Origin of the sequence: Alicyclobacillus pomorum DSM 14955 (assembly GCF_000472905.1) — a bacterium.
GTDB lineage: Bacteria > Bacillota > Bacilli > Alicyclobacillales > Alicyclobacillaceae > Alicyclobacillus_A > Alicyclobacillus_A pomorum.
This window is the reverse complement of the sequence record NZ_AXAR01000023.1, coordinates 1-13,685: the sequence shown is the minus strand read 5'-3', so window position 1 is coordinate 13,685 and position 13,685 is coordinate 1. Positions and strand designations below refer to the sequence as shown.

At 55.0% G+C, this 13,685-nt stretch carries 14 protein-coding genes and 1 pseudogene; 4 read left to right on the top strand and 11 right to left on the bottom strand.

Annotated elements, in window-relative coordinates:
* Nucleotides 1–16: 16 nt before the first annotated feature.
* The 9 genes from grpE to YWK_RS0116435 all read right to left on the bottom strand — a co-directional run bounded on the left by grpE (nucleotide 17) and on the right by YWK_RS0116435 (nucleotide 8,963).
* The gene (gene grpE / locus YWK_RS0116475) at nucleotides 17–634 is read right to left on the bottom strand and encodes a nucleotide exchange factor GrpE (protein ID WP_026965665.1); all 618 of its coding nucleotides are present in this window, start codon (nucleotides 632–634) and stop codon (nucleotides 17–19) included.
* Between the two features lie 55 nt (nucleotides 635–689).
* Nucleotides 690–1,739, bottom strand: a complete 1,050-nt coding sequence (gene hrcA, locus YWK_RS0116470; protein WP_026965664.1) for a heat-inducible transcriptional repressor HrcA — start codon at nucleotides 1,737–1,739, stop codon at nucleotides 690–692.
* A gap of 216 nt (nucleotides 1,740–1,955) precedes the next feature.
* Nucleotides 1,956–3,152: a radical SAM family heme chaperone HemW gene (gene hemW, locus YWK_RS0116465; RefSeq protein ID WP_245578654.1), complete on the bottom strand. Its 1,197-nt coding sequence runs from the start codon at nucleotides 3,150–3,152 to the stop codon at nucleotides 1,956–1,958.
* 5 nt (nucleotides 3,153–3,157) lie between these two features.
* On the bottom strand, nucleotides 3,158–4,966 hold the full coding sequence (gene lepA / locus YWK_RS0116460) for a translation elongation factor 4 (RefSeq protein ID WP_026965662.1): 1,809 nt from the start codon (nucleotides 4,964–4,966) through the stop codon (nucleotides 3,158–3,160).
* Nucleotides 4,967–4,994: 28 nt separating this feature from the next.
* Complete coding sequence (locus tag YWK_RS0116455; RefSeq protein ID WP_026965661.1) at nucleotides 4,995–5,348, bottom strand: EamA family transporter; 354 nt, start codon at nucleotides 5,346–5,348, stop codon at nucleotides 4,995–4,997.
* Between the two features lies 1 nt (nucleotide 5,349).
* Nucleotides 5,350–6,267, bottom strand: coding sequence for a glycosyltransferase family 2 protein (locus YWK_RS0116450; RefSeq protein ID WP_026965660.1), 918 nt, complete (start codon nucleotides 6,265–6,267; stop codon nucleotides 5,350–5,352).
* 171 nt (nucleotides 6,268–6,438) lie between these two features.
* On the bottom strand, nucleotides 6,439–7,698 hold the full coding sequence (locus YWK_RS20445) for an ArnT family glycosyltransferase (protein WP_051375697.1): 1,260 nt from the start codon (nucleotides 7,696–7,698) through the stop codon (nucleotides 6,439–6,441).
* A gap of 150 nt (nucleotides 7,699–7,848) precedes the next feature.
* The gene (locus YWK_RS0116440) at nucleotides 7,849–8,493 is read right to left on the bottom strand and encodes a cation efflux transmembrane domain-containing protein (protein ID WP_035467357.1); all 645 of its coding nucleotides are present in this window, start codon (nucleotides 8,491–8,493) and stop codon (nucleotides 7,849–7,851) included.
* Nucleotides 8,493–8,963: a hypothetical protein gene (locus YWK_RS0116435; protein ID WP_026965658.1), complete on the bottom strand. Its 471-nt coding sequence runs from the start codon at nucleotides 8,961–8,963 to the stop codon at nucleotides 8,493–8,495. Before YWK_RS0116435 ends, YWK_RS0116440 begins: the two co-directional genes overlap by 1 nt.
* A gap of 199 nt (nucleotides 8,964–9,162) precedes the next feature.
* Here YWK_RS0116435 and YWK_RS22585 point away from each other — a divergent pair, with 199 nt between their 5' ends.
* The 3 genes from YWK_RS22585 (at nucleotide 9,163) to YWK_RS0116425 (ending at nucleotide 11,292) form a co-directional block, all read left to right on the top strand.
* Nucleotides 9,163–9,564, top strand: a complete 402-nt coding sequence (locus tag YWK_RS22585) for a hypothetical protein (RefSeq protein WP_051375696.1) — start codon at nucleotides 9,163–9,165, stop codon at nucleotides 9,562–9,564.
* Nucleotides 9,557–9,940 (top strand): lytic transglycosylase domain-containing protein, encoded by a 384-nt coding sequence (locus YWK_RS20440; RefSeq protein ID WP_051375695.1) that lies wholly within the window; start codon nucleotides 9,557–9,559, stop codon nucleotides 9,938–9,940. The genes YWK_RS22585 and YWK_RS20440 overlap by 8 nt, the downstream gene beginning before the upstream one ends.
* A gap of 92 nt (nucleotides 9,941–10,032) precedes the next feature.
* Nucleotides 10,033–11,292 (top strand): ArnT family glycosyltransferase, encoded by a 1,260-nt coding sequence (locus tag YWK_RS0116425; RefSeq protein WP_035467355.1) that lies wholly within the window; start codon nucleotides 10,033–10,035, stop codon nucleotides 11,290–11,292.
* Between the two features lie 58 nt (nucleotides 11,293–11,350).
* On the opposite strand, the gene gpr is transcribed toward YWK_RS0116425, so the two are convergent.
* The gene (gene gpr / locus YWK_RS0116420) at nucleotides 11,351–12,385 is read right to left on the bottom strand and encodes a GPR endopeptidase (protein WP_084453805.1); all 1,035 of its coding nucleotides are present in this window, start codon (nucleotides 12,383–12,385) and stop codon (nucleotides 11,351–11,353) included.
* A gap of 185 nt (nucleotides 12,386–12,570) precedes the next feature.
* On the opposite strand from gpr, the gene rpsT reads away from it, so the two are divergent.
* A complete protein-coding gene (gene rpsT, locus YWK_RS0116415) occupies nucleotides 12,571–12,843 on the top strand; it encodes a 30S ribosomal protein S20 (RefSeq protein WP_026965655.1) in 273 nt (90 codons plus the stop codon).
* Nucleotides 12,844–12,977: 134 nt separating this feature from the next.
* Here the strand turns inward: rpsT and YWK_RS21630 are convergent.
* Nucleotides 12,978–13,685: pseudogene (locus tag YWK_RS21630) on the bottom strand (transposase); the annotation flags it as partial.

Here is a 13,685-nt window from a genome sequence, read left to right as displayed (position 1 = left end):
GGTCTCGAAGTCGAAGTCAGACTGTGACCTTGACCATGGCCGGGCGCAACACCTTTCCGTGCATGGTGTACCCTTTCTGCAATTCCTGTACCACGGTCCCCGGTGCTTGCCCGTCCGCAGCCGGTTCCTGCATGACTGCTTCGTGCAGGGTCGGATCGAACGGTTGTCCCACGGCGTCCATCGCTTGTACGCCGTACTTCTCGAGCACCGTCAGAAGCTGACGATGCACCATTTCAACGCCCTTTCTCACATCGCTCGTGGCATCATCCGAAGGCAGGGACGAGAGCGCCCGTTCGAAATTATCCACAACACCGAGCAAATCGGTGATCACTGATTTTGTGGCAAACTTTTGCAAGTCTTCTCGTTCCTGACGCGTGCGTCGGCGGAAGTTGTCAAAATCCGCGTGAACGCGCAGCAATTGGTTTTTCAGATCAGCAATTTCCTGTTCAAGCGCGGACTCTGACTCGCTTTCCGCAGCAGGGGCTTGCTCTTCTGACGTGGATGCCTCTCCGCCCACATCCGCCGCCGACGCATCCTGCGTCTCGGTTTCGGATTGAGCGGTCTGCTCGTTGTCCTGCTCGGGCGTATCCTCATCAGGCTGTGGTGTTTTTACGGTGTCCTGATCTTCAGCCAAACCTTGTCTCCTCCTCATTCGACGCTCTGACGGTGGATGCAAAGGGGAAGCGGGATCACCCGCCTCCACCTGTCACCCTTTCCGTGATCACTTTGGACAAAGCGTTCGCCACGTAGTCGAGAATTTGCATGACGCGGCCGTAGTTCATGCGCGTAGGTCCAATCACGCCGATGTTACCGACGGGTACTCCCGCGACGGAGTACGACGCTGATACGACCGAGCAATCCTGTAGTGGCTCGACGTCGTTTTCGTGCCCGATGCGGACTTGCAGCTTGCCGCCGTGAAGCGGAAACGCATGTTCCGCGGTATTCCAATCGGCCTGTTCCAGCCACTCGAGCAGCGGTTTTACCTTCTCGACGTCGCGAAACTCAGGTTGCACCAAGATATTGGTGGCACCTCCGACATACACCTTACCTGGGTTCTGGTCGGTCACCGTAGTCAGTTCGTCCAACACGGCGATGGCATCTTCGAAGTACTCCAGGGTATTGGCCATCTCGTTGGCAATCTCCCGGTAGAGGTGCGAACGCAAATTCGCGAGTGGCGTACCCTTGAGTTTGCTGTTGAGTAAGTTGACCATGCGCACCACGGCATCCGAGGAGATGTCCTCGGTCAGGTGCACCTGTCGGTTTTCCACGTGTCCTGTATCCGTCACCAGTATGGCAACTGCTGTTCCGCCACTGAGCGGAATCAGCTGGATATGTTTGATCTTTTCCTGATGAATCTTTGGACCAAGCACCACCGTGGTATACTGCGTCAACTGCGACAATACGGTGGACGTTTGTTGAATCACCCGCTCAATTTCAACCATTTGTTCCTGAAACAGTGCGCGCAACGACATGACGGTCTCCGGATCAATATCCGCAGACGTCGCCAGGTGATCCACGTAAAACCGATAGCCCTTCTGCGAAGGCACTCGACCGGCGGACGTATGTGGTTGATCCAGATAGCCCAATTCTTCGAGATCTGCCATCTCGTTGCGGATGGTCGCAGGACTTATTTGAAATCCGCGGTGTTTCGACAACGTACGAGATCCCACCGGTTCCGCGTATCGTACGTAATCCTCAACAATCGCGGCCAGAATTAGCTTTTGGCGCGGTGTCAACATCTGTTCTCCCCCCCAGTCGCACGTGACCTGGACAGTGGACATTTGCGTGAGCGTATTGCAAGCTTTCATTCCGCCCCGTAGATGTCGGCCGCCATTTGCAAACCGCTGGCGCATCAAAATATCCCACCGAGCTGGGTTCAGCCGGCCAGTTTATTAGCACTCAAGATAGTTGAGTGCTAACGTTCATCATGAACATAGCAACTACGGGCGGAAATGTCAATCAGAAAGGGCTCCGACAAACGGTTCAAAAGCGGCGTTGGCAATCGGCCAGGCCGCAGGCGTCAGACAGAGTCTGTCCCCTTGCCAGCAGAGCAGGCCTTTTGCCAGCAGCGGATGGATCACAGAACCAAACACATCTGTCATCTCGACACCGTGCCGACGGACAAAGCATTGGCGAGAAACGCCCTCCGACAGCCGTAAGCCCAGCATCATCGTGTCTTCCATGGACTCCGGCACACTGACCGCGTGCTGTTGCACCACCGGGCGTTCCCCTGCCTTGATGTGCTTGGCGTAGTCCGCCAAGGACTTCACGTTTTCGTAACGGATACCGTGCACGTATCCATGCGCACCCACACCGGCCGCCAGGTACGGCTCATTGTGCCAGTACACTAGGTTGTGGCGCGCTTCCTGGCCAGGCACGGCGAAGTTGCTGACCTCGTAGTGAGTAAATCCGTGCCGCTCCAGTTCAGCGCACACCGCATCGTACATGTCCCCTTCTGCGTCTTCGCCCGGAAGTGACAGAAGCCCCTGCGCCTGCCACTTGGCGAACGGCGTGCCTTGCTCAACTTTCAACCAGTACGCGGACACGTGGTTTACGCCAAGGTCCAGCAATTCACGCACCGATTCACGGACGTCCATCAATGTCTGGTCTGGCAGCCCGAACATCAAATCGACGTTGATGCGCTCGAATCCAGCCGCTTGCGCGAGCGCCACACTGTCCCGGACCGCATCCGCATCGTGTAGCCGCCCGATGGCCAGAAGGAGCCGGTCGTTGAACGACTGCGCTCCAAAACTGATGCGGTTCACACCTGCTTCTCGCATCGCCTCCAACTTGGCCTGGTCCACCGAGCCCGGGTTGGCTTCCACCGTGACCTCTGTATCTGGATGCAACTGAAAACACGCATGCAGTCCATCCGCTATCTGGCGCCAGTGCCGCGCCGACAGCAACGTAGGCGTGCCCCCGCCAAAAAACACCGTCTTCAGCGGGCTTCCAGCCAGCGGAGACAGGAGTTCCAGCTCCACCGTCAAATCTTCCACATACCTGTCCACGGCTTCCCGCGGCGCCACGTATGTGGTGAAGTCGCAGTAGAAACAGCGACTCTTGCAAAAGGGAATGTGCACATACAGGGATGTGGGCGCCATGCTGTGCGTCACGTCCACTGCGTCGGCCAATCCTTGCACGGACTTCTTCACAGCACTCACTCCATCTTGAGGACGGCCATGAACGCTTCCTGCGGTACTTCCACGCTGCCGACCTGCTTCATGCGCTTTTTGCCTTCCTTTTGCTTTTCCAACAACTTGCGCTTGCGGGTGATGTCGCCGCCATAGCACTTGGCCAACACGTTTTTGCGCATCGCTCGGATGGTTTCGCGCGCAATCACGCGATTCCCAATGGCCGCTTGAATCGGCACCTCAAACATCTGGCGCGGTATCAGTTCCTTTAACTTCTCGCAAAGGACGCGTCCTCGGTTGTACGCCTTGTCGCGGTGCACGATAAACGACAGCGCATCCACCACTTCGCCATTGAGCAAAATGTCCATCTTCACCAGATTGGAAGTCTGATAGCCAATCAATTCGTAGTCGAACGATGCATATCCGCGCGTGGACGATTTCAGCCGGTCGAAGAAGTCGTAGACAATTTCCGACAGCGGCAATTCGTATGTCACCGTGACGCGCGTTTGGTCCAGGTACTGCATGTTCTTAAAGTTGCCGCGCTTCTCCTGGCAGAGTTCCATCACTGCCCCGACAAAGTCGTTCGGCACAATGATGGATGCTTTGACATAAGGCTCTTCCACCCGTTCAATTCTGTCTGCCGATGGCATTTCGCTGGGGTTGTCAATTTCTAGCATCTCTCCGTTTGTCAAGTACACGCGGTAGACGACGCTCGGTGCCGTCGTGATGAGCGTTAGGTTGTACTCGCGCTCCAGTCGTTCTTGGACAATCTCCATGTGCAACATGCCGAGAAATCCACAGCGAAAACCAAAACCTAGCGCATTCGACGTTTCCGGCTCAAATGTCAGTGCAGCATCGTTCAATTCCAGTTTTTCCAACGCTTCCCGCAAATCTTGATAGTCGCTGCTGTCCACCGGATATAATCCGCAGAACACCATTGGATTGATCTTGCGGTAGCCTGGGAGTGGCTCGGGCGCCGGGTTCTCCGCACTGGTGACCGTGTCACCGACGCGCGTATCCCGGACATTTTTGATGCTGGCAGAGAAGTATCCCACTTCACCTGCGGACAGGCTGTCTACCGGTGTCATGTTCGGCGTGAACACACCGACTTCCACCACTTCGAATTCCGCATTGGTGGCCATCATGCGAATCTTCATTCCTGGGCGAATTTCGCCGTTGACCACCCGAATGTAGACAATCACACCGCGGTAGGAGTCGTAGTGCGAATCAAACACCAGCGCCTGCAGCGGCTTGTTTGCGTCTCCCTGCGGCGGCGGTACTTTCTCGACAATCTGCTCGAGAATCTCTTCGATTCCGATGCCGGCCTTGGCCGAAGCCAGCACGGCGTCGCTTGCGTCCAGCCCAATGATGTCTTCAATCTCCTGCTTGACCCGCTCCGGCTCCGCACTCGGCAGGTCAATCTTGTTAATGACGGGCAATATCTCGAGGTCGTTATCCAGCGCGAGGTACACGTTAGCCAACGTCTGCGCTTCAATGCCCTGCGCCGCGTCAACCACCAGCAAAGCGCCCTCACAAGCCGCCAAGCTGCGCGACACTTCGTACGTGAAGTCGACGTGCCCCGGCGTGTCAATCAGGTTTAATTCGTACTCATTTCCGTCCTTCGCCGTGTAGTACAACCGCACGGCCTGCAGCTTGATGGTAATGCCACGCTCCCGCTCGAGGTCCATCTTATCGAGTAACTGTTCCTGCATTTCCCGCTCGGAAACTGTGCCTGTGAACTCCAAGATCCGATCCGCCAACGTCGATTTCCCGTGATCGATGTGGGCGATAATCGAAAAGTTTCTGATCCTCTCCTGTTTCGTCCGTTGCTCCACGAACATCCTCCTCTTTCCATCGCCCGTTTTACTTCACGACAAATCCGACACCGACGAGAATGATGACGACGCCCAGCCAGCGCATCAACGAAACGTGTTCGTGGAACACGACGATGGCCACAATCACAGCCACTACGTATGTCAAAGCCTGCAAGGGGTACACCAAGCTGAGCGGCATCTTTGACAACAAGTACACAGAGATGACCGTCGCCACGACGTACAGGCAAATCCCGGCAATGATCCACGGCGAAAACATGGCCAGCAGCAAATTGCCGAGCCCGTTCACGGCACCGTGTTTGGCGATGCCGATTTTCCACAACGTCTGCCCGGATACAAGTAGCAGGATGTTTACGAGCAGCAACGCAAAGTTGAACACGCTCATGTCATTGGCCCGCCTTATTCAACATTAATTGGTACATATCTTTGTGCTGTCTGACGATGGTATCCAAGATAAACCCGCACGTCAGCGACGTTGTGGCAAGCATCACGAAACCGACCGCAAGGACGGCGGATGGGAGTTTGGAAATCAGCCCTGTTGCCACGTACTCGCTGATGACCGGAATGCCAACCAGCAAACCAAGAATCAGGAAAACCACCGCGCAGAAACTGAAAAACGCCAAAGGCTTGTAGTCTTTGAAAATGCGAAACACCGTCTTCAGGACGCGGACACCGTCACTGAGGGTATTCAGCTTGGAGAAACTCCCTTCCGGCCGATCCCGATATTCAATCGGGATCTCGACAATCGAGAATTTCTTGTCCAGCGCGTGCAACGTCATTTCAGTCTCAATTTCGAACCCTTCGCTAGCAACAGGCATGTTCTTCACAAACCGGCGATTGAACACCCGGTACCCCGTCATGATGTCCTGCAGGTTTGATTTAAACAACCGATTGATGAGCGTCTTGACCAATTGATTGCCCAGGTTATGGAACGGACGCTTGTTCTCCTTGGAATAAGAGCCATTCGAGTGTCGGTCGCCAATCGCCATGTCCGCTTCCCCGTCGACCACTGGCCGAATGAGAGCATGGACAAACTCGGCGGGATAGGTGTCGTCACCGTCTGCCATCACGTAGATGTCGGCATCAATGTCGCGGAACATGGAGCGGACCACGTTTCCCTTTCCCTGCCGACGCTCCTTGCGCACGACGGCCCCGGCAGCCGCGGCAATTTCCGCCGTTCGGTCCTTCGAATTGTTATCGTATACGTAAATCGTGGCTTCCGGCAGCTGTGCCCGAAAGTCCTTCACAACTTTTTCAATTGTGGCTTCTTCGTTATAACATGGGATAAGTACGGCGATTCTCACGTGATGATAAGCCTCCAAACTTCGACATTCCGTTCAACAGATTAGCACAAGCGGCGCCGGATGCAAACTATTGTGTCCTGCAGGCCGCTTGTGCTGTGTCGCTGAAACGGAGCGGAGGCTGTGATGGAAGAGAGTTCGTGTGAAAACACGCGAGTGGAATTTTGCAAATCGCTAGCGTGTCACGAGAACCGTTCTGAATCGACGGCACCATGTGGTCAGTTGCTGCCCGAACCGCCCGGTGCCGATAAATACCACGGGCATCACGGGCAATACGTAGCGTGGAAGCGGAATGAACGGAAGTTGCAGCACGACGAGAAACGCCATGACAGCGGTCAGCCAACGCACGGCGGTGCACCGGAGACTGAGTAAGAGGCCCAGTACGCCGACGACAACCCAGAGCACGTGCAGGTTTGCCCACCACTGCAGCGGTTCCGTCTTCGGATACCACGGTTGACCGAACATTTGACTGAGTTTATCCACCGTGTACCACTTCAAATAGCCCAGGGGGTGTTGCGAAAATCCCAGGACGATGTTGTGCACAGCGAGCGCTTCCTGTTGCTGTGCTGTCAGACCGCGAATATCCGTGGAGTACGGGGCCCAACTCGGAACACTTCCGTACAACAAGGGATTTCCTGCGTCGTCGCTCGTTAGGATGAGCCTGTGGAACGTAATCCAGTTGCGGATCCACCACGGGACAAGACAGATGAGAAAGCCAACGCACGATGCAGCAAAGAAGGATACGGCGTGCTTCAGGTGAAATCGCGCTCGCCGCCACTGCCACCACAGATAGACGGCGACAATGGCCAGGATGGGCATTGGGGTTGGACGAACGAGGGTGCATGCGCCGAGACCAACGCCCACCAACAACCAGCGCGCGACCGTAGGACGTTCTGCCGCACGGAGGGCTAACCACATGAACGACCAGAGCAAGAATGTATACAACGGCTCCGTCAAAATGGTGGTGGTAGCGTGCGCTTGCGGCAAGTAGAGCGTCCACAACAGAGCGCCGAGCCCCGCCCACAGCGGTGCGCAGACTCGCCGAGCCACGGCGTACACAACCAGCGTTCCAACGACCGACAACATTCCCTGTACAAGCACAATGAACCGCAGTCCAGGAAGTCCAAACTGCCCATGGCCGACAATCCACCGGGTGCCTGCAATCCACTTGCACGCTGCCAGAAAGAGCGGGTACCCAGGCATCACCTGAGCGCTTGGATACATCGACCAATACGACAGCACGTGCCGCTGCAGCAGCTCGTTCGCCGCGTGGTTGTAGTGGATCATGTCCCCTGTGAGCGGAACGTAGGTCGATTTGTGAAATTGCCAACCCTGTACCGCACACGCGACCAGGACGAGAAAGCAACCGACAAGCCATGCCCACCGAAAAGAACCGTCCTCTCGGCGGACCATTCCTGAAAACCACGTGAACACAATTTGTCTCCCCCAGCGTTTCATGAGAATACACGATTCAGCGATTGGCACAACGCAAGTGACATCTCGTCGTACTGAGCCACTGACGTGGAATTTTGCAAATCGCTCAATCCTATCGTAGTGTACTCATGGAACTGGCCGACGAGCAAGTCAGTGGACGTGCGCTTCACCCGTCAACGCCGAGGTCCAGGATTCCAACGCTTCTCGCAGAACGAAGTACACAATGCCGAGCGCAGCGACAGCGTCCATCCACCACCACCCAAATGCCCATTGCACGGCCAGTCCAGCCAAGAGCGTCCACGCCATGTAGGCGCAGGTCATACTGCACGCTGCGTCCCCAAGCAATGCGTGGCTGTGCAGCTTCACGCCCAACCTGTGCTTGAGCGATGCCAGCCAGGGAGTGAGCAGACTCGAAACCGCAGCAACGACTGCACCGAGAGTGCTGACCTCAACCGGCGTCTTCGCAGCCAATTGCTGACCGGATTTAAATGAAATGTACGCGGCCAGCAACAACAGACACGAGCCTACAGTTCCCGCTGCAACCCGCTCCACCATGTCTGACAACTGATCTTTGCCTGTCCAGTATTCCGTCATGAGGCGCAGCAACAACACAACCCCAGACACCAGTTCTACTGCGCTGTCCACACTGAAAGCAGACATTGCCAGACTGCCCGCTGACACTGCAGCGACGGCGGACAGAACCGTCTCCGTCACAATCCACAGGAGAGACCACGTTTCGACTTGAAGGGCAAGTTTTAAGGGCCGCTTGCGGCGGATGGCGGCGCGTTCTTCCATCAGTTTGCGTCTCCCTGTTGAGAAGGTGGGGACTGGTCTACGAATAAAGTCTGCAAGAGACCGGACAAGAGTTGACCGAACGACTGTTGAACCTTGTCGCCCAGCACCACACCCCCGTAATCCAACGTCTGTTGAATCGGACTGTGCATCCTGTCCACTTTGGCGTTGAGTTCATCCATCACATTTACGCTCGCAGCCTTCGGTTGCGGTAGAGGCGTTGCCTGCGTTCCAGTTGCCTGCGTTCCATCTGATACGTGTTCAGTTGGTGCTGCGGTAGACGTGGACGCGGGCACCTGTGTGCTCAAAGCCATCTGTCTCTCGCCACTGCTGTAGTTTCCGGAAAGTGTACTGACTGCGGCTGCAAGTGCGGAGAGTGCGGCCGCGCAAGATCCGACCAACATCACCGTAAACAGCGTGGCTGCCAGCCCCCGTTTGATGTATTGCGGAAGATTCTCCAATCCGTTACTCATCTCTTCATCCCTCGCCCTGTACCATCATCGGTTTGAGAGATGTATATGAGGACAATACCGACATTATCACTGAGATCCAATAGTTTTGCGGATCACTAGATAGAATCGGGAACGGCGTGAAGATGAAGGGGTAAAGCAGGAAATTCAACAGCGGGAGCAGAACTCTCGTACGAGAATTTTAGAGAAAGCGGGTATCAGTATGGCTGACAGTTGGGTGCCCGTGATGAACACAGTATCCTTGTCGACGCAACGCAGCGCCACGTCCAACGCTGCCACGTCTTCGAAAGACGCAACCACGACGCGCGACAGCGTCTTTTCGGAAGTGCTCCTAGAAGCCCTTGCTAAAGATTGGGTACTCTCCGTCCTCAACGCGTTGCCGATGCCAGGAGCAGACGAAGGTGTGACTCCGGCGGAAGATGCTCTGTGGTCGCCGGTTGCGACGAGCGAGATGGAGAGTGGAACCGGACGTCCTGGCATGTCGACTCGCCGTCCTGCAATGGTTGAAGGCCGCGCAGCAGGCCGGTTCATCTACGTATACCGCGATTCACACGTCTCATTCTGCGGATTCGAGCAGTGGGGGAAACGTTCAGCGTGTGATTGACAATGCGGTGAAGCAAGCCGCTAGTAAATACGGCGTACCAGAGTCCATCATTCGCAGCGTCATCGCGCAGGAGTCAAGCATGAATCCAGAAGCGCACAGCAGCGCCGGCGCCATTGGACTGATGCAGCTCATGCCCAGTACAGCCGAGGCACTGGGCATGAATCCATGGGATCCGGCCCAAAACATCGATGGGGGAACGCGATACCTTGCCCAGTTGCTGTCCGAATTCCACGGTGACATGAACTTGGCTCTCGCTGCGTACAACGCTGGCCCGGCCGCAGTACGGGCGAACAGAGGAATTCCGCCGTATCCAGAGACACAAGCGTACGTGAAAAGTGTACTCGCTCGGGCCGCATCGTGGGATGCCACGGTCTAGGCGTTTGTCTATGGGTTTCACTAAGGAGGAACAGAATGCAATCGTTATCCCAATCTAACACGGAGTCTACCAGCAGGAGAAGCCTGCGTACCATGGCCCCACGCATTGCTGTGGCCATGGTTTTACTTGTGGCACTGGGTTTGCGCCTGTTTGCACTGTGGCGCTACGGATTGAGTCTCAACCTGCACAGCGACGATGCTGGGTACACGCAGAGCGCCATTCGGTTGTTGGAGTATGGTCGGCTCACGTACCATAGCTTGAACGAACACACTGTCCACATGATGCCAGGCATATCCTTGCTGCTTGCCGCTGTCTTCGCGGTGTTCGGCTGGCACAATATCGGGCTCTACGCAGCCAAAGTTGTGATGATCCTCATCGGTGTTGCCGGCATCTATGCGACGTATCTGTTCGGCAAAGAGATCTGTTACCCCTGGGCAGGCATCGTCGCGGCCGCCTGCACAGCAGTATACGTTCCCGAAATTCTCACCGATAACCTGCTGCTGACGGAACCGCCGTTTATGGCCAGCTTTATGTTCTTACTGTACTTCTCGGTGCGCCACGCGCGTACCCGAAGGTGGGCCGCTTTTGCAGGCATGGTCGCTAGCTACGTGATAGCCTTGATGTTTCGCCCCACAGTGGCCGCATTTCCGGTGGTCATTGTGCTCTATCACCTACTCAAGCGGTATCCGTTTCGGTCACTCATGGTTCGATCCACGCTGTGGGTGCTCATCATTTGCGCCGTCCTGTGCCCCTGGTGGATTCGAAACTACCATGATTATCACAAATTCATTCCACTCACCGCAGGCACCGGCGACCCGATGTTACTCGGAACATATCAGGGAGAAGGATATCCCAACCAGGTGTCAGAACCACAACTGATTGCCAACATTAAGGCGGCACACCCAGGCTTCACCGCGTATGACTTGTCCATGTATGAACAAGCGGCAGCGAAATCGAGGTTGGCCAAGTGGTGGCACGACAATCCACAGTCTATGTTGAAAAGTTATCTCTATTTAAAACCGCAGCGCTTGTGGAATGACACGTTCTACTGGATCAAGATATTTGGCGTACAGATTCAGACCATCCACACCTGGCAACCGCGCATCGTGACCATCTGCTTTTGGGGTTATCTTGTGGGACTGTTGTTACGATGGAAAAACAAACGCGACCTCCTGTTTGTGTGGGCTACGCTCTTGTACTACACCGCGCTGTACAGTATCTACTTTGTGTTCGGTCGCTACACGGAACCCTTGCTGCCATTGGTGTTTCTAGGTGCAGGAACAGGCCTCTCCGCGGTCATTCAAACCGTCGCCAGGCTCTGCACGTTGCGGGTGCGGGAAAGCACCCCTTGACGTGCGAGCGCAAGTCCTGCGAGGCCAGTCTGCAAAAGGTTGTCGCGTGAACCTCACGTTAGTGCGAAACGGGGGGTTCCGCCTCAGCCATGGCTGGATGGAGCGCTAAGTTCAGTCCCCGCGCGACGACGTCGGCAACGTCGTCCACAAACTCGTCGATTTCCTTCGGGGTCACCATCAGGTTGTTCCCGAGGGGATCCAACACCTCTCGAATCATCTGCCACCTCTCCGTATCTTCAAATTGATCAAACAGTTGGCTGGCGCTGTTGTTGGGAACGGACGCCCTCAGCTGCCCGAGAACAAGGTCCATGGCGTCGTTCGCGATGGTTGCGGCGTCCACCACTGTGGGCACGCCGACGGCGTACACTTTACACCCGAGCGTGTCCTCGTCGAGCGCCTTCCGCTTGTTACCGACGCCAGCGCCCGGAGAGATCCCTGTATCGGCAATCTGGATGGTGGAATTGACCCGCGATAACGACCGGGACGCTAAAGCATCAATGGCAATGACAACATCCGGTTTGACGTGCTCAACGGTGCCCTTGACAATTTCACTGGTCTCAATGCCTGTCACGCCGAGTACACCGGGAGACAAGGCGGCAACCGTGCGGTACCCTTGTTGTTTCAATTCAGGCATGTACGGAAACAAGTGTCGCGTCACAAACAACCGCTCAACCACCTTTGGTCCCAGCGCATCCGGGGTGACGTGTTCGTTGCCCAATCCAATCACAAGCACGGATGCGTGGCGAGGCAGGTCCAGCAGAGTTCCAAATTCAATTTCCAGTTGGTCGACAACCCTGTCTTGTAGGCGTGGATCGCGATGACGCAACCCTGGGACCTCCAGCGTAATGTACTGGCCACGCTTCTTACCAATGGCCTTTTCACCGGCGGCGCTCGTCACCTTCATTCGAGACACGGTAATGCCATCCAGCGCTTCTTTCTCTTCGACAACACCAGGAATCTTCGGCTGCATCCGCTTCGCCAGTTCATGTCTTTCGAGTGCCAGGTCGGTGCGAGGACTGTACGCAAAGTCTGTTTCGACATCGTCCTCGCGCGGCCGGGATCGGTAGAGTCTTCGCCAGTCATTGGTTCTCATCTGGTGCCCCCCGTTCAAGAGGAAATTTGCAAATCGCTCATCTAATGTGTAGACTGCGCCGAACCAAAATCCGTATACCCTTGTCGCCAAATAGCAAGGCGCCACAGGATATTGCGGTGCAGCGCCTAACTGTGCTAAACTCTTCTTTGTCTGTAATCGCTGGGGATTGTCAAGGAGGTGAGACTGTGCCAAACATCAAGTCAGCAGAAAAGCGTGTTCGCATCAGTGCGAAGAGGACGTTGCACAACACATCGCTGAAATCTGCACTGCGAACCACCATCAAGAAGTTTGAGACCGCGTTGGCGCAGAGCGAAATCGAACAAGCTCGCCTTGCTTTGAGAATAGCAACGCGTGCACTGGATAAAGCAGCGACAAAGGGTATCATCCATCGCAACACAGCCAGCCGCAAGAAATCCCGTTTGACCAAGCGTTTTAACGCGGTGGCAAACCAAGGATAATCGCCGACAGGACACAAAAAACGGCCCAAGAGGAGAGCACTGCAAAAAGGGTTATTTAAAGAGCAACGTAGTTGCTAATCCTACACAGATCCCTTTATTGGATGAAAGATCAGTAAAAGTGCAGCTTTCCTCGCTCAAGAGGAAGGCTGCATTTTATTTATCAGCTGTACCATTCGTTTTGCATTTACAACGAAAGCTGATAGATATGCCTGTATTCGCATGCCGAATAGACCACGGTACTTCGCCCTGGTTAAGCCATGGTGTCTCTTAAGTTCCGCGTTCTTGTGTTCAATAATGGGTCGTCGCCGGATGCGTGATTTAAACGTATCACTTTGCTCGAACTCCATGTGCTCTTTATAGTGTTCTGCGACGATCCGTATCGAGTAAGTTTTGGCTTTTGCATTCGGTTTGTAGCATCCATCGCGATGAGGGCAAACCTTGCATTTTTCTACATCAAAGTAAAAAACCATTGAACGACTATGACCAGAGTTCTTACTTCCTTGAATCGCTTTTCGGTTACTATGTTCTCCAGCGGGACAAACCACAAAATCGGCGTCCTTGTTGTATTGAAAGCCTTCTTGCTTGGGACCTCCGGTATGAACTATCGGACTTAACGGGATTACCGCTTGAATTCCTTTTCACCTTGAGTTCGGCAAGGTTATTTCCCTGAGTAGGCGGTATCCGCAATCACTTCATTCACTTTAATCCCGGTTTCAACCGACTCCTGAAGAAGTTTGGATAATTGCTTACCGTCATCTACACTACCGCCCGTGACTTCAATTGCCGTGATGATTTCTTCTTCAGTCATCGCGAGATGTTCCTTGTACCCAAAGAATGACTTG